19 protein-coding genes are annotated in these 18,865 nt (G+C 57.8%); 8 read left to right on the top strand and 11 right to left on the bottom strand.

Annotated elements, in window-relative coordinates:
- Nucleotides 1-72: 72 nt before the first annotated feature.
- Together Aeroheme_RS13245 and Aeroheme_RS13240 are read right to left on the bottom strand one after the other, a co-directional pair.
- Nucleotides 73-465 carry a hypothetical protein gene (locus tag Aeroheme_RS13245; protein WP_005326432.1) on the bottom strand — a complete coding sequence of 131 codons (393 nt, stop codon included), beginning with the start codon at nt 463-465 and terminating at the stop codon, nt 73-75.
- A 101-nt stretch (nt 466-566) separates the two neighbouring features.
- Nucleotides 567-1,199 (bottom strand): trimeric intracellular cation channel family protein, encoded by a 633-nt coding sequence (locus tag Aeroheme_RS13240; protein WP_025326511.1) that lies wholly within the window; start codon nt 1,197-1,199, stop codon nt 567-569.
- A 388-nt stretch (nt 1,200-1,587) separates the two neighbouring features.
- On the opposite strand from Aeroheme_RS13240, the gene Aeroheme_RS13235 reads away from it, so the two are divergent.
- The 8 genes from Aeroheme_RS13235 to Aeroheme_RS13200 all read left to right on the top strand — a co-directional run bounded on the left by Aeroheme_RS13235 (nt 1,588) and on the right by Aeroheme_RS13200 (nt 10,262).
- Nucleotides 1,588-2,457 (top strand): flagellin, encoded by an 870-nt coding sequence (locus Aeroheme_RS13235; protein WP_368169358.1) that lies wholly within the window; start codon nt 1,588-1,590, stop codon nt 2,455-2,457.
- Nucleotides 2,458-3,067: 610 nt separating this feature from the next.
- Nucleotides 3,068-3,973 carry a flagellin gene (locus Aeroheme_RS13230; RefSeq protein ID WP_368169359.1) on the top strand — a complete coding sequence of 302 codons (906 nt, stop codon included), beginning with the start codon at nt 3,068-3,070 and terminating at the stop codon, nt 3,971-3,973.
- Nucleotides 3,974-4,588: 615 nt separating this feature from the next.
- The gene (locus Aeroheme_RS13225; RefSeq protein ID WP_368169360.1) at nt 4,589-5,491 is read left to right on the top strand and encodes a flagellin; all 903 of its coding nucleotides are present in this window, start codon (nt 4,589-4,591) and stop codon (nt 5,489-5,491) included.
- Between the two features lie 36 nt (nt 5,492-5,527).
- Complete coding sequence (locus tag Aeroheme_RS13220; protein WP_368169361.1) at nt 5,528-5,977, top strand: flagellar protein FlaG; 450 nt, start codon at nt 5,528-5,530, stop codon at nt 5,975-5,977.
- Nucleotides 5,978-6,008: 31 nt separating this feature from the next.
- Nucleotides 6,009-7,403: a flagellar filament capping protein FliD gene (fliD, locus tag Aeroheme_RS13215; RefSeq protein WP_368169362.1), complete on the top strand. Its 1,395-nt coding sequence runs from the start codon at nt 6,009-6,011 to the stop codon at nt 7,401-7,403.
- Between the two features lie 20 nt (nt 7,404-7,423).
- Nucleotides 7,424-7,846 (top strand): flagellar export chaperone FliS, encoded by a 423-nt coding sequence (gene fliS, locus Aeroheme_RS13210; protein WP_025326517.1) that lies wholly within the window; start codon nt 7,424-7,426, stop codon nt 7,844-7,846.
- A 50-nt stretch (nt 7,847-7,896) separates the two neighbouring features.
- Nucleotides 7,897-8,169 (top strand): hypothetical protein, encoded by a 273-nt coding sequence (locus tag Aeroheme_RS13205; RefSeq protein WP_411166004.1) that lies wholly within the window; start codon nt 7,897-7,899, stop codon nt 8,167-8,169.
- Entirely contained in the window at nt 8,169-10,262 is a 2,094-nt protein-coding gene (locus tag Aeroheme_RS13200) for a 6-hydroxymethylpterin diphosphokinase MptE-like protein (protein ID WP_411166003.1), read from the top strand. The genes Aeroheme_RS13205 and Aeroheme_RS13200 overlap by 1 nt, the downstream gene beginning before the upstream one ends.
- A 275-nt stretch (nt 10,263-10,537) precedes the next feature.
- On the opposite strand, the gene Aeroheme_RS13195 is transcribed toward Aeroheme_RS13200, so the two are convergent.
- The 9 genes from Aeroheme_RS13195 to pseB are packed head-to-tail and all read right to left on the bottom strand — an operon-like array spanning nt 10,538 to nt 18,766.
- Entirely contained in the window at nt 10,538-11,203 is a 666-nt protein-coding gene (locus Aeroheme_RS13195) for a class I SAM-dependent methyltransferase (protein ID WP_411166002.1), read from the bottom strand.
- Nucleotides 11,204-12,262: a pseudaminic acid synthase gene (gene pseI / locus Aeroheme_RS13190; RefSeq protein ID WP_411166001.1), complete on the bottom strand. Its 1,059-nt coding sequence runs from the start codon at nt 12,260-12,262 to the stop codon at nt 11,204-11,206.
- Nucleotides 12,259-12,822, bottom strand: a complete 564-nt coding sequence (gene pseH, locus Aeroheme_RS13185; protein WP_368169366.1) for a UDP-4-amino-4,6-dideoxy-N-acetyl-beta-L-altrosamine N-acetyltransferase — start codon at nt 12,820-12,822, stop codon at nt 12,259-12,261. The genes pseI and pseH overlap by 4 nt, the downstream gene beginning before the upstream one ends.
- On the bottom strand, nt 12,804-13,748 hold the full coding sequence (locus Aeroheme_RS13180) for a hypothetical protein (protein ID WP_368169367.1): 945 nt from the start codon (nt 13,746-13,748) through the stop codon (nt 12,804-12,806). Before Aeroheme_RS13180 ends, pseH begins: the two co-directional genes overlap by 19 nt.
- Nucleotides 13,749-15,038 (bottom strand): aminotransferase class III-fold pyridoxal phosphate-dependent enzyme, encoded by a 1,290-nt coding sequence (locus tag Aeroheme_RS13175; RefSeq protein ID WP_168234751.1) that lies wholly within the window; start codon nt 15,036-15,038, stop codon nt 13,749-13,751. It abuts the gene before it with no gap.
- Complete coding sequence (locus Aeroheme_RS13170) at nt 15,035-15,790, bottom strand: cytidylyltransferase domain-containing protein (protein ID WP_411166000.1); 756 nt, start codon at nt 15,788-15,790, stop codon at nt 15,035-15,037. The genes Aeroheme_RS13175 and Aeroheme_RS13170 overlap by 4 nt, the downstream gene beginning before the upstream one ends.
- Nucleotides 15,787-16,632 (bottom strand): aldo/keto reductase, encoded by an 846-nt coding sequence (locus Aeroheme_RS13165; RefSeq protein ID WP_411165999.1) that lies wholly within the window; start codon nt 16,630-16,632, stop codon nt 15,787-15,789. Before Aeroheme_RS13165 ends, Aeroheme_RS13170 begins: the two co-directional genes overlap by 4 nt.
- Nucleotides 16,623-17,765: a UDP-4-amino-4,6-dideoxy-N-acetyl-beta-L-altrosamine transaminase gene (gene pseC, locus Aeroheme_RS13160; RefSeq protein WP_368169371.1), complete on the bottom strand. Its 1,143-nt coding sequence runs from the start codon at nt 17,763-17,765 to the stop codon at nt 16,623-16,625. Before pseC ends, Aeroheme_RS13165 begins: the two co-directional genes overlap by 10 nt.
- Nucleotides 17,762-18,766 (bottom strand): UDP-N-acetylglucosamine 4,6-dehydratase (inverting), encoded by a 1,005-nt coding sequence (gene pseB, locus Aeroheme_RS13155; RefSeq protein ID WP_411165998.1) that lies wholly within the window; start codon nt 18,764-18,766, stop codon nt 17,762-17,764. The genes pseC and pseB overlap by 4 nt, the downstream gene beginning before the upstream one ends.
- Nucleotides 18,767-18,865 lie beyond the last annotated feature (99 nt).

Raw genomic sequence — 18,865 nt, 5'->3', positions numbered from 1 at the left:
AGCGTGTGCATGCGCCCATAAAAAAATCCGGCCAAGGTGCCGGATTTTTTTATTTCACATCTTCGGTGATGATCAGGGGCAGGGGACTGGGGTAAAGGTCTCCTGGCCCTGGCAGCGCCAGCCCATCTCGGCCTGACGCATCTGCCACAGGTTGTTGCTGCGAAACAGGGTCAGGATGTAGAGCATGTCGCTCTTCTGGCCATCGAGGGCCACCGAGAGCACCAGATCGTTGTCCAGCTGCTGGGCATGGATGCGGGTGGGCACGTCTTCATGACCCACGAAGCGGCGAGCCACTTCGCGATAGTCGTTGACCCAGCCCTGCTGACTGCTGCTCGCCTGACGGATCTGCTGGTTGAACTGCTGCACCGGGGTGGATGCCAGGCGCCCGAACAGGGCCTGTGCCCCCGCATGAGCCGCTGCCACCATCATCAGAATCAGCGTGGTAATGAGCCCAAGTTTTTGCATGAGGTAATCCGGCTTGAAACGACCACTCTATGACAACAGAAAAGCGGGCTTGGTTCAATCTTGCCCCTGCAAGGGTGGGATCTCGCCCACCCAGACCCGGCTCAGTTGCGCTGCAACGAAAAGGTCGGCAGGGAGAGGTGCCAGTAGATGGCGGCAACGCGCAGGCCAAAAACGGCCGTCATGCAGATGAGCATGGCGGTGACCCTGTCCATGTTGACCTCCAGCGCCAGGGTATAGAGGATGCCCCCCAGGATGCAGGCGGTGGCATAGATCTCCTTTTGCAGCACCATGGGCACTTCCCGGGCCAGCACGTCCCGGATCATGCCACCAGCCACCCCCGTCATGGTGCCCATGAGCACAGCAATCAGCCCAGAGGTGCCGAAGTTGAGCGCCTTCTGGGCGCCAATCACGGTAAAGAGCGCCAACCCGAAGGCGTCCGCCACCGGCAGCACATACCAGGGCATGCGGCGGGGCAACTTGACCATCCACATGCCGATGAGGGCCGTGGCGATGACGACCCAGATGTAGAGTGGGTCGCGTACCCAGAATACCGGGGTGGCGCCCAGGATCATGTCACGTATGGTGCCACCGCCGATGGCGGTCACCGCTGCCAGCACCATGACGCCGAAGCCGTCCATTCTGAGGCGCCCTGCCACCAATACCCCCGAAAACGCGAATACCGCAGTACCAAACATGTCGCTGATGTAAACAATCTGCTCAACCAGTGTCTGCATGGAGAACAACTCACGTCCAATAAATGATGGGGCGGCGATTTTAGGGGCAAGGGGCGCGTGTGAGCAATGCCGGTATGCAAAAGTGGGAGCCAGGGCGGGTTTCTGGGGGCAGGGGAGGGCGGGTGGCTGGCAGCACAGACCCGGCTGGCATGGGCGCTGGCCACCAATCTTTGTGTCGGTTGGGGCGCAGTGGCAAAAATTCTGATTTTTTTCTCAAGGCTGGGAAATAGAGGCCGATATATAGGTTAGGCGGCGATTACTGCCAAGAAGGCAGAAAAAAGAAATTAAAGTCTTACCAAACAGCGCCGTTAACTAAACATATCAGGCACAAAACAAAATAAAGCCTGAGTGAATTAAAGATAAAATTTAATAGCTTAGGAGAAAAATTATGAGTCTGTATATCAATACCAACGTTTCATCGCTCAACGCTCAGCGTAACATGATGAACAGCACCAAATCTCTGGATACCTCCTACACTCGTCTGGCCTCCGGCCTGCGCATCAACAGCGCCAAGGACGATGCGGCGGGTCTGCAGATCTCCAACCGTCTGACCTCCCAGGTCAACGGCCTGGATCAAGGCAACCGCAACGCCAACGACGGCATCTCCCTGGCGCAGACAGCTGAAGGCGCCATGGACGAAGTGACCGGCATGCTGCAGCGTATGCGTACCCTGGCCCAACAATCTGCCAACGGCTCCAACTCCGCCAAGGATCGTGAAGCCCTGCAAAAAGAGGTGGATCAACTGGGGGCCGAGGTCAACCGTATCTCCAGCGCGACCACTTTCGCGGGCACCAAGCTGTTGGATGGCTCCTTTAGCGGCACCTTCCAGGTCGGTGCGGATGCCAACCAGACCATCAGCTTCAGCCTGACTCAGGGTGGGGGGTTCAGTATTTCTGGTATTGCGACAGCAGCATCTGTAACCACGGTTTTTGTCAGTGGCTCAACAGCCGGAGGTATTAGTATCAGCAGTCAGAGCAATGCTCAGAGCGTGCTGGGAGCTGTGGATGCTATGCTGGAAATCGTGGATGGAAAGCGTGCCGAGCTGGGTGCGGTGCAGAACCGGTTAGATTCGACCATTCGCAACCAGTCCAATATCTCGGAAAACGTCTCGGCCGCTCGTTCCCGCATCCGTGATGCAGACTTCGCCACCGAAACAGCCAACATGACCAAGCAGAATATCTTGCAACAGGCTGCCTCCAGCATTCTGGCCCAGGCTAACCAGCGTCCGCAGTCTGCGCTCTCCCTGCTGCAAGGCTAAGCTGACTGATTGCAAGAAAAAGAAAAGGGCGGTTGTTCAGGCCGCCCTGGTAAGCAAGATGGAACAATGGGGTGTTCGGATTTACGCCTTGTCCTATCGAAAGAGAGTTTCTCTTATTGGTATTACCCCTCGAGTGTTGCGCAGATCGTTCACTCTGTCACCCTCGAGGTTGTTCTCCTGAGCGTAAGCTCTTCTTTGGCCGACATTGTCGGCCTTTTTTATGGGCGCCGATAAACTGGCGACACATAAACTTCAGCATAAAACATGCCAATTTTTATTGTGCAGACATCCATGAGTCGCGTCGGAGTATCTCGTGACGACAGGGCTTTGCGGCCACGTCGCCTGGAACAGGGCTGTTGCCCGTTTTTTGCGTGGGGAGGTTGAATAAATTGCTTAAAGCTTCTGATGGGACTGCCGTTACAGAGAGTGAAGCAAATCGAGGGGGTGTTCGGAAAACCAACATTTGCGCAACTGCGGGTCCTGTGTCTGTTCAAACAGGGGACCCGCCAGATGGCACAGACCGTTCAATCTGTCCATCTGAACGGTGGGACCCTGGCTGCACTGACGCAAGCAGAGCCCGCAGTTTCTTGTTCATCAGGAGAAATCTTTTATGGCCATGTTTATCAATACCAACACTTCATCATTGAACGCTCAGCGTAACTTGATGAACACCACCAAGTCGTTGGATACCTCATACACGCGCCTGGCCTCCGGCCTGCGCATCAACAGCGCCAAGGACGATGCGGCCGGTCTGCAGATCTCCAACCGTCTGACCTCTCAGGTCAACGGCCTGGATCAGGGCAACCGCAACGCCAACGACGGCATCTCCCTGGCGCAGACCGCAGAAGGGGCCATGGATGAAGTGACCGGTATGCTGCAGCGTATGCGTACCCTGGCCCAGCAATCTGCTAACGGTTCCAACTCCGCCAAGGATCGCGAAGCCCTGCAGAAGGAAGTGGATCAGCTGGGGTCTGAAATCAACCGTATCTCTACCGATACCACCTTCGCGGGTACCAAGCTGCTGGATGGCAATTATGGCGGAACCTTCCAGGTGGGGGCCGATGCCAACCAGACCATAGGTTTTAGTTTGAGTCAGGCTGGCGGCTTCAGCATTTCAGGAATTGCGACGGCTGCATCCAATTTTACCAGTGGTCCTGCTGGCTCTATCGTCGCCGCGGTTTCAACCATCTTTACCAGTGGCTCAACCCCAGGTGGTATCAGCATCAGCAGTCAGAGCAACGCCCAAAACGTGCTGGCAGCCGTTGACTCCATGCTGGGTGTGGTGGATGGCAAACGTGCCGAGCTGGGTGCGGTACAAAACCGGTTGGATTCGACCATCCGCAACCAGGCCAATATCTCGGAAAACGTCAGTGCCGCCCGCTCCCGTATCCGTGATGCAGATTTTGCGACTGAGACCGCCAACATGACCAAGCAGAACATCCTGCAACAGGCGGCTTCCAGCATCCTGGCCCAGGCCAACCAGCGTCCGCAGTCTGCCCTGTCACTGCTGGGCTAATCAGCAAAAAGAACAGGGCGGTTGTTCAGGCCGCCCTGGTAAGAAAAGATGGAACAATGGGGTGTTCGGATTTACGCCTTGTCCTATCGAAAGAGAGATTATCTTGTTGGTGTATCTCCTCGAGTGTTGTGCAGTCGTTCACTCTGCCACTCTCGAGGAGGTTCTCCTGAGCATAAACTCTTCAATGGCCGACTATCTGTCGGCCTTTTTATTGGCGCCAGAAAAGTGGCGGCGAGAAGTATCCAGCATAAACTATGCCAGTTGAACTTTCTGGCCTGAGTCCAATATGAACAGAAGCCGCCTGCTCTGGACGAGAGCGACCAATAGCCTGATTAACAGCCATCAGCCTCTGAGCGGAAGGCATTTGCCTCTTTGTTGATGAGAGCGGCAATAAATGTCCTAAAGCTTCTGATGGGACTGCCGCTACAAAGGGTGAAGCAAATTGTGGGGTGTTCGGAAAACCAGCATTTGCGCAACTGCGGGTCCAATGTCCGTTCAAACAAGGGACCCGCCAGATGGAACAGACCGTTCAATCTGTCCATCTGAACGGTGGGATCCTGGCTGCATAGATGCAAACAGAGCCCGCAGTTTCTTGTTCATCAGGAGAAATCTTTTATGGCCATGTTTATCAATACCAACACTTCATCATTGAACGCCCAGCGTAACTTGATGAACACCACCAAGTCGTTGGATACCTCATACACGCGCCTGGCATCCGGTCTGCGTATCAACAGCGCCAAGGACGACGCGGCCGGTCTGCAGATCTCCAACCGTCTGACCTCTCAGATCAATGGCCTGGATCAGGGCAACCGCAACGCCAACGACGGCATCTCCCTGGCGCAGACCGCAGAAGGGGCCATGGACGAAGTGACCGGCATGCTGCAGCGCATGCGTACCCTGGCTCAGCAGTCTGCCAACGGCTCCAACTCCGCCAAGGATCGGGAGGCCTTGCAGAAGGAAGTGGATCAGCTGGGCTCCGAGATTAACCGTATTTCCCAAGACACTACTTTTGCCGGCACCAAGCTGCTGGATGGCAACTACAGCGGTAGTTTCCAGGTGGGTGCGGATGCCAACCAGACCATTGGTTTTAGTTTGAATCAGTCCGCAGGTTTCAGCATTTCTGGAATTGCGGCAGCAGCAAATACCACTATTATGGGGGCGAGTGGAGGGGCTCTAGCAGTAACACTGATTTTTACAAACGGGGCTGCAGCCGGTGGCATCAGTATCAGCACTCAGACCAATGCTCAGAATGTTCTTGCTGCGGTTGACTCCATGCTGACCGTAGTTGATGGCAAGCGTGCCGAACTGGGTGCGGTACAAAACCGGCTGGATTCGACCATTCGCAACCAGACCAATATCTCGGAAAACGTCAGCGCAGCGCGCTCTCGTATCCGTGATGCGGACTTTGCGACCGAAACTGCCAACATGACCAAGCAGAACATTCTGCAACAGGCCGCGTCCAGCATACTGGCCCAGGCCAACCAGCGTCCGCAGTCGGCGCTGTCGCTGCTGGGCTAAGTCGGTTCAACCGTCAATTGATATGAGGAGCAGCAGATGGCCAATGAATCGATAGCCATGCCTTCTGTTACTTCGACGCTGACTCAACATGGCGGCCCCCAGGCCGCCATGGCTGTTTCTCCACCCACATCCAGCGGAGAGGAACTGGCCGAACAGACAAGTGTCGAGCCGACAGCCAAGACATCACAGGCACAGGCCAAGGTGTCAGAGCCGCGTATGGACAAGGCCTATATGGAAAAACAGGCCCAGGAATTGCAAGAAAGATTGGACGATTTGAGCAAGTTGAAGGGATGGACCATCAATTTCAGTCTGGTCCCCGAATTTGACCAGCCGGTGATCAAGGTAATAGATGCGGAGACCAAGCAGGTTATCCGTCAGATCCCGAGCGAGGAAATGCTCTTGATAAGCAAGAGGTTGCAATCCATGGATCAGGCGAATGGCAATGGCTCCGGTCTCTCCGGGCTGCTGTTCGATGGTCAGGTGTGACCCAATTTTAAGTCGATAGACAGGAGGATGTATGGCAATTACCTCTGCGGGGGCGGGATCCGGGCTCGATCTTGAAAGTGTGATATCGGCGAGTGTGGCAGCGAAAAAAGCCCAGTTGCAACAACCGATCGTCACCAAACAAAACAGTACCCAGATCACCTTGTCTGGCATAGGTCAGCTGAAATCCTCCATCTCTGCCTTCACCGACATCCTCGACAAGCTGAGTGCCTCCGGTGCTTTCAACAAACGCGCCATCAACATTACCCAGAGCAAAGACGACCCCATACTGAAGGTGGAGAGCAAGTCTGGCGCCTCAAATGGGCAATACAACATCATCGTCAATAAGTTGGCGGAAACGAGTCGTCAGGAAGGCATTTTCGATAGTTCCACCACCTCCCTGGTCACCCAGGATGGGCAACTGACCTTCAAGGCCGGCGACAAGACGTTCAAGGTGGATGTGAAAGCGGGCGATACCCTGCAAGACATTCGCAAGAGCATCAACAGCAATGGCGACAACTTCGGCCTCAGCGCCAACATAGTCAACACGGCGGATGGCAAGGCCAAGCTGGTGATCGATTCCGGCATCTCGGGCGATGGCAAGGACCTGACCATCACCGGGGATACAGCGGAGCTCGCCATCTTCGAGTCGGGGGGCGGTGTCATGAACCAGACCCGGGCTGCCAGCAGTGCTGAGATTTCCGTGGATGGCAACGTCCTCAAGAGCGACACCAATACCTTTGATGACTCTATCCAGGACCTCAAGGTGACTGTGCTGCGCGTGTCGGATAAAGACAGTGCGGGGGATCTCAAGGCAAACAAGGTCGATATCACGACCGACAAGACCTCTATCCAGGAGCTTGTCCAGCAGTTCGTGGATGGTTACAACACCCTGCAAGACAAGATGAATACCCTGGGCAAACGCAACACCTTCGTGGGTGGTGTGAAGCAGGACGATGGCGGCGCCCTGGCCGGTGACTCAACCACAAGAGCCATCGAATCATTCATGAGCAATCTGCTGGTCAGCCCTTCCCAGAACAGCGGTACCTACTCCACCATCTTCGAGGTCGGTATCAAGATGGACAACAAGGGCAAGCTGTCCCTTGACAAGACGAAGTTTGGCGAAGCCGTCGACAAGAACTTCGATCAGGTTGTGGCGCTGTTTGGTGGAGAGAAGGGCCTGGCGGGCACCTTGAATACCGGCTTGAAAGAATATACCAAGAGCGGTGGCATGCTGGCACAACGAGAAGATGTCTTGAACTCGGACTTACGTGCGCTTACCCAGAAAACCGCAACGGCCAGTGCACAATTGGCAAAATATGAAGCCTCACTGCGTGCCCAATATGGCAGCTTGGATGCCTTGCTGGTCAAGATGAACAACTCGGCCTCTGCATTGTCCAGCCTGCAGACGAATTATCAGAAATCTTGATAGATCGAGAGTATTGAAATATGTACAAGCGCAATATCAAAGCCTATACCGCGGGCAACCTCGCAGCCGATCTGGCCACGGCGGATCCTCACCGTGTCATTCAATTGATGATGCAGGGTTGCCTGGAACGCCTGGCACAAGCCAAGGGCGCCATCGAACGCCAGGACATGGAAGCCAAATCGGTTGCCATCTCCAAGGCACAGGGATTACTGCATGGTTTGCAGGATGCGCTGGATATGAGTCAGGGCGCCATGGCAGAAGACCTGTATGGGCTTTACGCCTATATGGACGAACGTATCTGGGATGCCAGTCTGGCACGGGACATTGCCCCCCTCGACGAGGTCATGGGACTGATGCTGACCATCAAATCCGGTTGGGATCAATTGCCTGAAGCTGAAAAACAGCAAGGTTTTCAGATGAGACAGCAGCTGGGTGAGCTGTGAGAGCCACTCTCACCGAGCTCGATGACGCACTGCGGGAAAATACCCGCTTGATGGACGCACTATTGCAGCAGCAGCAATATGATGAGGCCCTGCTCTGCATGGATGAGCGGCTGGCGTTGATAGGTCGTCTGGTGCAGTTTGCTCAAGATGACCCTGAACAACAACAGGCTGTTGCGGCACTGGTTGGCGAACTGTCCATTCAAGAAGAGAGCACGAAAGCCTTGGCAGCCAGCCATCATCACGCCATTTTCGAACAGCTGACCCACGTTGGGAAAGCCAGCAGGGCCGGGCAAGCGTATCGTGCAAACAGCAAGGAGTTCTGATGCCAGTCAATATTGATGCAGCCCTGATAAAAGCGGAACAGGATGCACTGCGACTTCAGCAGCAAGCGGAGCAGGAAGCTGCCATGAAGGTGGCGTTGCCCCTTCGCTTTGCACAAAATATGGCCGCGTTTCGCCAATATATTCCCCATATCGCCGACATGTATGAGGGCTATCAGCCTGCCCGTCCGTTCAAGTTCTTCTGCAATGAAAACGGTCAACCCAATCTGGCCTGGCTCGACGATGATGTCGCAGTGTACGGCGCCGAACCTTATCTCATCTGTGAGACGCTGGTGAAGGAGTTCATGGAGAAGGGGGGCTTGTCCAGGTTCTCCTTCAGCCAGGAGGCTAATGCGATAGGTTTCGTGCATGTTGATTATCTCAACAGGCTCAATGCCTATCTTGACGACATTTCTACGCGGGAAAAAATGCTCGGCCAGGTGCCCCATGAGGTACCGAGTGCCCTTATCTTCGGGGTGGGTCTGGGGTATCACCTCGGTTATCTCTATGAAAGATGCAAGATCGGTACTCTTTTCCTGTTTGAGCCGGACCTGGATCTCTTCTACGCCTCCTTGTTCTGCTTCGACTGGGCGCCATTGCTGACTTATCTGCATCAGGAGAATCTGGGGCTGCATATTTTGCTGGGGCAGGATGAAGAAACCATTGTCAAGGATTTTGCTTCGGCCATTCACAGCCGCGGCTCTTTCCTGATCGCCAACGCTTTCATCATGTGGGGTTATCAGAACGAGAGGATAAGAAAGCTGATAGAGAAGGTGCAGCAGGAATATTATCTGCTGGTCATGGGGTGGGGCTTCTTCGATGACAATCTGATCGCCCTGTCTCACACCATCAATAATATCGAGCGTGCTGTGCCCTTTTTGAAAAAGGGAGGAAAGGTCCCCGCTGGTTATTCTCGGACACCTGTCTTTATTATTGCCAATGGCCCCTCGCTGGATGATGCCATTGCTGTCATCGAGAAAAACAAAGACAAGGCCCTAATTATCTCCTGTGGCAGCGCCATTTCAGCCTTGCACAAGGTCGGCATCAAGCCGGACATTCACGTTGAAACGGAGCGGACCAAGATAGTCTATGACTTCCTGGTCAACTTGAATGATCCTGATTACCTGCGCGATGTCCTGTTCTTGAGTACGGATGTCATTCACCCCGATTGTGCTTCGCTATTCAATCAATCAGTGCTTGCATTCAAACTCAGCGAGCCCGGGGCGGCGATCTACCATAATTACTTTCCCCATTTGAACGCCTGCGCCGCCCTCGGTGGGGTGAACCCCCTGGTGGGCAATATAGGTGTCAGTGCCCCCATCCACCTTGGCTTTAAAAACCTGTATCTGTTCGGTCTGGATAACGGCTACAAGCACAAGGGGCACCATCATTCCAAACTCAGCTCGTACTATAACAACGAGGAGAGTGCGGGGGCGCTGGGCGAGATGATGTATGGCGATAGTTTGTGGCAACGGGAAGGGAATTTTGGCGGCATGGTGATCAGCAATGCCATGTTTGATACCTCGCGGCGGGTGATGGAGCAAGTACTGGCCACCAACGAAGATGTACGCTGTTTCAATTGCAGCGATGGCGCCAAGATAGAGAAGGCGAGGGCCCTGCCCAGTGCCGAGATAAACCTCTCTATCCCGGTTGAAAAATCCGCTCTGCTCGGGGAAATAGTTGCCTTGTGTGCACCAATTTCCTTGTCAAAGCAGGATGTCGAGTCGTTGCTGGATATCGAGTTCTTTAATATCTTCATCGACAAGATGGTGGCCGAATGGCAACAAGACTTCACATCTCGCAATGAGATAAATCAGCTGATGCTGCGCAACTTTGGCTATCTTGCCCAGATTTCTGCTACACGACAGCAGCATATTGCACAAGTCATGATAGGTTCGATGAACTATGTATTTACCCTGCTGAGCTCCATTCTCTACTCCTTCGAGGGGGAGGAAGAGACGCTGGTGCTGATGAAGCCGGCCATCGAACTCTGGCTGGAGTTCTTGGCGAAAGTCAGAGACATGTATCCCAAGGCGCTCGACAGTGTAGATATGAATGACAATGAACTGATGGCTCTGTTTAGAAAGAAAAGTTAGATACTCTGTCTATAACCTTTTTTAGACAAAAAGCACAGTTCCAAGGGGATAATAGCGAACAGTCAAACACCTTTTTGACTGAATGTTCGTTAATTTGAATATTCAGAGTTGTTCCAAGGTTAGAGGGTCAATATGACTGAAACCCTTCCCCTGACTGGCATTCAATAGTAAGAGGGAGGCATCATGCCTCCCTCGCTTTTTAGCTCTTATACCACGCGGGTTGGGACTCAAATTCGCTTAACTGACTTGCATTAGGCCCTTGGGCCGGTGTTTTTTTATCCCTTGGGATAAGGATTCTGTGCCGCGAGCAGGCGTACATCTTTTCGCAGGATCTGCACCGAGATCAGCGCATCCGGCTCAAGTTCAGTGCCACCGTCGTGATGCTGCACGTGTTCAAACAGGCGATGGTAGCCCGGGTGCCAGCCAAACAACTCTCCGTAATTCATCTTGTAGCTGAAGAGATTGGCGTGATGCTGATAGTCGTTGCGATAGTGGCCGGCCGGGGGGTTGAAATCCAGTATGGTCATGAGGCCCCGATCCGTCAGCAGGGCATCACTGCCGGCGGCAATCCTGAACAGATCCTGGGGATCGCACAGATAGAGGCAGAAGCCGAAGATGATGAGATCGACCGGTTCTATTTCGGGCAGGCTGTCGGCTGTTCCCACAGTGAGCTGCAACCCTGGATAGCGGGAGAGCCCATCTTGGATGGCGCTGGCGGACGGATCCACCCCATAGCAACGGGCGTCGTAGTGCTCGGCCAGCTGCGCCAGCCGCCAGCCGTTGGCACAGCCTATCTCCAGGATCCTGGCAGGTTTGCTGCCCAGGTATTCCAGCGCCTTGAAGATGGGGTCACTCGCCAGAGATTTCTCGAGGATGGCGGCCTTGTTGCGCTCGTACCACTCGTTCCCTTCCCGGGCCATGAAGACGTTTTTCTGTTGCATCTACTGCTCCTCGGCAACTTGGGCAATCAATGGCCATGCCAGCGGTGTGCCAGCCTGAATATCCTGGCTTGCACGGCGACCCAGCAGGGAGGGGAGGTGAACCGGGGGTAATCCATCCGCAGGTCGGACGGAGCGGACATTGCGGGAGGTAAAGACCTCTCCGGCTTTCATCGGCTCACAGACGAAGAGTGAGCGGGAGAAGTGCCGGTTTGCCATCGCCTTGTCATTGAGGCTGTAGCAGACCTCCCCCAGGGCTGCTTCAACCTGCCTGATCCCGTCGACCATATGGCAGAACTCGTTCGGTGTCATGGAGAAGGAGGCGTCCGGCCCACCCAGGGCGCGATCCAGAATAAAGTGTTTTTCAATCACGCGAGCCCCCAGCGCCGTGGCGGCCATGGCCACGGCCTCTCCCAGGGTATGGTCGGACAATCCTACCTTCACCCCGAATGTCTGTCGCATATTGGGAATGGTGAGCAGGTTGGCCTCCTCCACCGGGGCGGGGTAGGAGGAGGTGCACTTGAGCAGGGTAATATCCTGATTGCCCATGCGGCGGCAGGCCTGCACGGCGGCATCGATATCGGCCAGGGTCGCGATGCCGGTCGAGATGATCATCGGCTTGCCCTTGCTGGCCGCGTATTCGATCAGGGGAATGTCGGTGATTTCAAACGAGGCGATCTTGTAGAGGGGGACATCGAGGTCTTCCAGAAAATCGACCGCGGTCACATCAAAGGGGGTGGAGAAGAAGAGCAGCCCCTCTTTCTGCGCCTCGGCCTGGATGGCGGCATGCCACTCCCAGGGGGTATAGGCCTCCTGATAGAGCTTGTAGAGCGTGGTGCCATCCCAGATGGTGCCCTGATTGATCTGGAAATACTCATTGTCGCAATCCAGGGTGATGGTGTCGGCCGTGTAGGTCTGGATCTTGATGGCATCGGCACCACATGCCTTGGCCGCGCGTACCGTCGCCAGCGCCGTCTCCAGGGAGTGGCCATGGTTGGCAGACAGTTCGGCGATGATGAAGCAGCGATCCGGATTGATGGCGCTCGCCTTGGCTTGGGTCATGAATGTGTCCACTCCTGTTCGGTGATCCCCATCAGCACGAGATCGACATGGTTTGTTGTTTGGGGGCGATAGACCGCCTCCCGCCAGGCGCCTTCATGGCGAAAGCCTGCTCTCAGATAGGCTTGAATGGCTCTTTCATTGTCCGCCGCGACCTCCAGCTTGAGGGTGTGCAGATGGGCGACGTCGAAGGCGAGCCGGTTGACGGCGGTCAGCAGGCGCGCGCCAAGCCGTTTCTCGCTGCGCCAGGGATTGCGATAGATCCCGAGCCAGGCCAGGCGATTGTGCCAGTCCAGCCGGTGCAGGGAGAGTACCCCCAGGATCCCTTGAGGGTCCTGGCAGAGATAGTTCAGGTTGCGGGTTTCCTGGTGTTGACGTGCCATGAAGGCGCGATGCGCCTCCAGGCTGATGTCACCCCCAGTGTTCATCCAGCCTGCAATCTCCGGATGGTTGCGCATCTGCCAGACCGCCACTAACTGCTGCTCGTCCAGCATGGAAAAAGGGATGAGGGTGACATCGGCCAGCTCGAAGCGGCGCTGCAGATCTATCTCTGGCTGAGCCATGAGAGGGCCTCCAGGGTGCCGTTTCCTGCCATCAGCGCTTGCAGCCTGTGTGCTCGTCTGGAGCGTTCGTCCGGTGCTGCCAGTCTTGCCAGCCCTTGTTCCAGCCGCGAGAGCAAGCCGGCATCATGCCACCAGCCGCCCGGGAGGAAGGCGTCCGGCCCGCACCAGCCAGCCAGCTGGCTGGCCTGGTTGTCGACAACGCCGATGAGCAGGCCCGGCAGACCGCAGCGCGCCAGCTCATAGGTCACCTGTCCGGCACTGCTGATGGCCAGATCGCAGCGACACATGAGAGCGGCCATCTGGCTGGCATCGAGGCGGTAATGTTGCCTGCATCCCGACAGTCGCGGATCGTGTTCCCGGATGACGACGTCCAGCTCCACCTCGGGACAGTGCTGGCGTAGCCAGGTGACCAACCCGGGAGTCAGGTCGCGCACGTCGGTTCCCCCCATGATGATCAGGATGCGCTCGATGCGCTCGGGAATCCGGGTTCGGGCGGGAACGGACCAGAACGGAGGGCGCAGGGGTTGCCAGCCCGGTCCCCACTGCCATATGGCGGCACCGCACTTGTTGCCTGGGATTCCGGGGCTGGCATGGATCACCATCCCCTCTGGATAGTCCAGGCGCTCGGTGTCATCGAGGTAAATCACCCGCACAAACCCCGCCGCTATGCTCTGCAGTGTCGTCAGGCTAGCCGAATAAGAGTCGACAATGGCGACCGCCTGCTGCGGGGAGATGGGCTCTTGCTGCCAGTTGCCCCAGCGAACGGACTCCTCCTTGAGCATGGCGCCGGCCAGCTCATCGCCCTCGACCACCCAGTGGACAGTGCCGCCCTGTTGCCGCCAGGCGGCGGCATAGGCGCTGCAGCGACTGAGGTGACCCAGACCCCGCCCCTTGTCCCCTTCGCTGAAAATCCACAGGGGCAGCACTCAGCGCACCTTGAACACCGGCTGGATCGGCTCGCCATCCAGAGATTGGTGAATGGCCTTGTCGGCATCCAGACGGATAAGCGCTGGCAGCACCTCGGCATAGACGCTCAACAGGGTGTGAACGTCCTGCTCGCTGTGGGCGAGGTTGAGGTTGTGGCTGCCGAGGCTGAGAATGCCCCGCTTGCACAGCTCCTGGATGAAGTAGCTTTTCAGCAGCCAGCTGGAGTGGTTGGCCGAATCGCCGATCAGCAGGAAGCTCCAGCTCGGGTGACCGGCGCTTTGCAGCCAGCTCGGGGCGTTTATTTGTTGCAGCAGTGCGTTGAGCCCATCGAGCAGTTGCTGGCCCCGCTCGGCCAGTCGTGCTGGCACGTCGAGCCGGCGCATCTTCTTGATGACGGCGTTGGCTGCCGCCAGGGCGATGGCATCGCCGCCAAAGGTGCCGGAGAAGAAGATATCCTCCATGCGGCCCATGTACTGGCGGCGGCCTACCACGGCTGAGATGGGGAAACCGTTGGCCATGCCCTTGCCAAAGGCGGCCAGATCCGGCGTGACGCCGAACAGGGTCTGGGCACCGCCGAGGTGGAAGCGAAAGCCGGTGATGGTCTCATCGAAGATGAGCAGGGCGCCGTGCTGGTCACACAGCTGGCGCAGGCCGGGCAGGAACTCAGGGGTGGGCCAGGCGACGTTCATGGGTTCCAGGATCACGGCGGCAAATTCGCCGGGATGGGCCTCCAGCTGGGCCTTGAGGGAGCCCAGATCGTTGTAGTCGAAGCGATGGGTCAGTTCGCGTACGCATTCGGGCACCCCCAGGTGGCGAGTGGTGGAGCCGATGTACCAGTCCTGCCAGCCGTGGTAGCCGCAGACGGCGACCCGCTCCCGACCGGTAACGGCGCGGGAGAGGCGGATGCAGGCGGAGGTGGCATCGGTGCCGTTCTTGCCAAAGCGCACCATCTCGGCACAGGGAATCAGCTCGATCAGCTGTTCGGCAACCTCGGTTTCCAGCCGATGGGGAAGGGAGAAGATGGAGCCCAGATTGAGTTGCTCCAGCACGGCCTGGTTCACATCCGGGTCACAGTAACCCAGGCTGATGGCCAGCAGACCGCTGGCAAAGTCCAGATAGTCGTTGCCATCCACGTCCCACACCCTGGCGCCCTGGCCGCGCTCGATAAAGAGCGGGGCGGCGCCATGGGGGAAGCAGAGGCGGCTCTTGGAGAAGGTCTGGGAGCCCAGAGGAATACTCTGCTCGGCACGGGCAGAGAGCGCCAGTGAATGCTGATAACGTGAGGTCATGAATGCTTCTCCTTGGCCAGTGAGGTTGCCAGCCCTTCATTGCGCTGGTGTTGGGTGTTCAGGGTCGCCAGTTGCGGCTCCCGCGCCAGCAGGGCGAGGATGTCTTCTGTGGTGAAGGCGGGCTTGACCGGATAGAGCCGGCGGTAGATTTGCTCGACCAGCTCGAAGTCGGCGGGCTCGTCCACTGTCCAGCGCAGGTGGGCCAGGCTGGGGGTGCGGCTCAGTGTCCCTATCTTGAACCGATCCGCATGCTGGCGGATGTAGTAGGTCACATGCTCGCGCTCGGCCGGGGTGTGCGCGCGTTCGGCCAGCAGGTCGAGGGTGGCGGCGCTCAGGATCTCCGCATCCAGTCCGTCCGGGTAGCTGGGGTCCCAGCAGTTGCTGCTGTAGTCGTAGCCGCCGGTCAGATGAAGCTCGATGAGTGCGTCGATGAGGACGGGATCCGCGAGGGGGCAGTCGCCGGTGAGCCTGACAATCTGGCTGGGGCCAAAGGGTTGCGCCGCAAGATGAAAGCGTTGCAGCACGTCGTCCAGGGGGCCGCGAAAACAGGGAACATCCAGCTCTGCGCAGAGCGCCGCTATGGCGAGATCGTCGGCCTGGTCACTGGTGGCGACCACCAGCTGATCCAGTCTGGCCGAGCGCTTGAGCCGTTCAATCTGGCGGGCGAGCATGGGGGCGCCTAGCAGGGGCTTGAGCACCTTGCCCGGCAGCCGGCTGGAGCCGGCTCTGGCCTGCAGGATACCGAGGATCATGATGTTCTCCACAAGGCTGGATTGATGAGGGCCGGCTCGTCACAGGCGAGGGCAGCCAGCTCGTTGTCATGGCACGGATGCAGATGGGCATAGGCCGACGCGATCGCCGCCAGCTCATGGGCATGACAGACCCCCACCACGAAGCGGCTCACTTGGGGCAGGGCCGGGATCAGGGAGAGCGCCTTGTGGAGGGGGGAGCTGTGGGGCTGCCACCCATCCAGCCGCGCCAACTGTTCGCTGAAGGGGTGAAAATGGTCGGGACGCAGGTCCGGCTGCATCAACAAGAGGCCTTGCAGGAAGAGGGAGCGAACATGGATTTCACACCCCAAGTCCTGCAATCGGTCGAGCCAGCCCGAGCGTAAAAAACGCTGATCGAGCAGGTTGGCAGGCAATTGCACCAGCTCCAGGGGGTAACCCTGCTCCAGCCACAGTGCCAGCTCCTCGGGGGCGTAGACGGAGACCCCTGTCTTGCCCACCTTGCCCTCTTGCTGCAGAGTCGCCAACGCCTCGAACAGGGCAGGGCTGGCATCCTGGCTGCGATGCAGCAGCAAGCCATCCAGCCTGGGGCGTCCCAATCGTTGCAGGCTGGACTCCACATAGGAGTCTACGTCTTTGGCGTCGATGCCCGGTGCCAGCTTGGTGATGAGCTGAAAGTCGTTGGTGCTGTGCATCCCGAGCCTCGCCTCTGCCTTGCCATAGGCCTGAGCCGTGTCCAGGGTATCCACGCCCAGCTGGCGCGCCAGGGCCAGTATGGTGTCGAGTTCGTCATCCGCTACCTCGCCCGCGCTATTGCTGATGCCATAGGCGAGCCCGAACTGCACAGTCCCCAAGGCTAGGCGCATAGTACCCGCTCCAGGGCCTCGACGACCTTGTCCTGCTCGGCTGATGAGAGGGCCGGGAACAGGGGAAGGCTGATGGCTTGTCGGTAGTAGGCCTGGGCGCCGGGATAATCGGCGGGATCATGGCCCAGACCACGGTAATAGGGCTGGGCTGGAATGGGCATGTAGTGGACGTTGACACCGATGCCAGCCTCCCTCAGCTGTGCAAACACCCGATCCCGGTCGGCGACCCGGATCACATAGAGGTGGTAGCCGTTGCTGCGGTCATCCATTTGACGCAGGGGCTGCACCGGCAATCTGGCCAGCAGGGCGTCGTAACGGGCGGCCAGTTGCTGGCGAAGGTCGATAAACAGGGGCAGGCGGCGGAGCTGGCTTGAGCCCAGCGCCGCCTGGATGTCGGTCAGGCGGTAGTTGAAGCCGAGCACTTGCTGCTCGTAGTACCAGCCACCCGGAGTGGGAGCGCTCAGTTGCTCGGGGTCCCGGGTGATGCCATGGCTGCGATAGAGGCGGAGCTTGGCCGCCAGTTCGGCACTGCGGGTGGTCACTGCGCCACCTTCCCCCGTGGTGATGGGTTTCACGGGATGGAAGCTGAAGACGGTCATGTCGCTGTGGGCACAGCTGCCGATGGGGTCCCCCTGATAGCTGGCTCCCAGGGCATGGCAGGCATCCTCGATGAGGTGAACGCCATATTGCCGGCACAGGGCGCCAATCTCGGCGAGATCGCAGGGCTGGCCCGCCAGATGCACGGCGACAAGGGCCCTGGGCTGGCGAGGGCTGCCCTGGACGCCTTGTAGCTTTTCGCGCAGCGCCGCCACGCAGAGGTTGCCGGTCTCGGGCTCCACGTCGACGAAATCCACCTGGGCGCCGCAGTAGCGGGCACAGTTGGCGGAGGCGACGAAGCTGACGGCCGAGACCCAGACCCAGTCGTCCGCGCCCAGTTCCAGCGTGGCGCAGGCGAGATGCAGGGCAGTGGTGCCGTTGCTGCAGGCGATCACATGGGGGGCTTGGCAATAGTCGGCCAGTCCCTGTTCAAAGGCGGGGACCATCTGACCTTGTGTTAGATAGTCCGACTTCAGAACGGCAACGACGGCATCGATATCTTCATCTGTGATGGATTGGCGTCCATAGGGGATCATTCGGCTAGCACCTGCTGGTTCATCGTTTTCAATTCCTCTATCGACAGGAAATGGCGATTATTGAGGGAATTGTATTCGAAGCCGGGCTCGACCAGGGTCGCCTGCTCCCCCAGGGCATTGATCGCGAAGTCATTGTTGCGACTCGTGAAGGTGATGCTGGGGGCGATGACGTAATAGTCATTGAACTCATAGGTATGGTAGGAGTCATCGGCCGGGCACATCACCTCGTGCAGCTTCTCGCCCGGGCGTATGCCGATGATCTCCTGGGGCAGCTCGGGGGCCATGGCGCTGGCCAGATCCGTGATGCGCACGGACGGGATCTTGGGAACGAACACTTCCCCCCCCTTCATGCGGGCGAAGTTGGTCAGCACGAACTCCACCCCCTGTTGCAGGGTGAGCCAGAAGCGAGTCATCTCCCCATGGGTGATGGGCAGGCGGCTGGCCCCCTCCTTGATCAGGCGGTCGAAGAAAGGCACCACAGAGCCGCGGGATCCCACCACGTTGCCGTAACGCACCACTGAGAAGATGGTCGGATGCTTGCCCGCCATATTATTGGCGGCCACGAACAGCTTGTCTGAGCAGAGCTTGGTGGCGCCATAGAGGTTGACCGGGTTGGCGGCCTTGTCGGTGGAGAGGGCTATCACCTTCTCGACCCCGTTGTTGAGCGCCGCCTTGATGACGTTTTCGGCGCCCCCGACGTTGGTCTTGATGCACTCCATGGGGTTGTACTCGGCGGCCGGCACCTGCTTGAGGGCGGCGGCATGGACCACGAAGTCCACGCCGTGCATGGCCATGTTGAGCCGCTCGGCATCGCGTACATCGCCGATGAAGTAGCGCATGCAGGGATGGTTGAAGCGCTGCTGCATCTCGAATTGCTTGAGTTCATCACGGGAATAGACGATCAAACGGCTCGGCGTGTACAGGGAGAGGACAGCCTCGATGAACTCCTTGCCAAAGGAGCCGGTACCCCCGGTGATCAGGATCGTTTTTCCGTTGAACATGTCATAGTCCCGTTATGGAGTGAGTATCTGTCAGGATAGAAAGCATATTTTATGCCATATCTTGTGGCGAGCCATCGGAGGGCTCGCCCGATGTGAAGC

This window comes from Aeromonas sp. DSM 116730 (assembly GCF_046581335.1).
Lineage (GTDB): Bacteria > Pseudomonadota > Gammaproteobacteria > Enterobacterales > Aeromonadaceae > Aeromonas > Aeromonas rivipollensis.
Note: the sequence above shows the minus strand (reverse complement) of the source record. Positions and strands in the feature narration are given on the sequence as shown.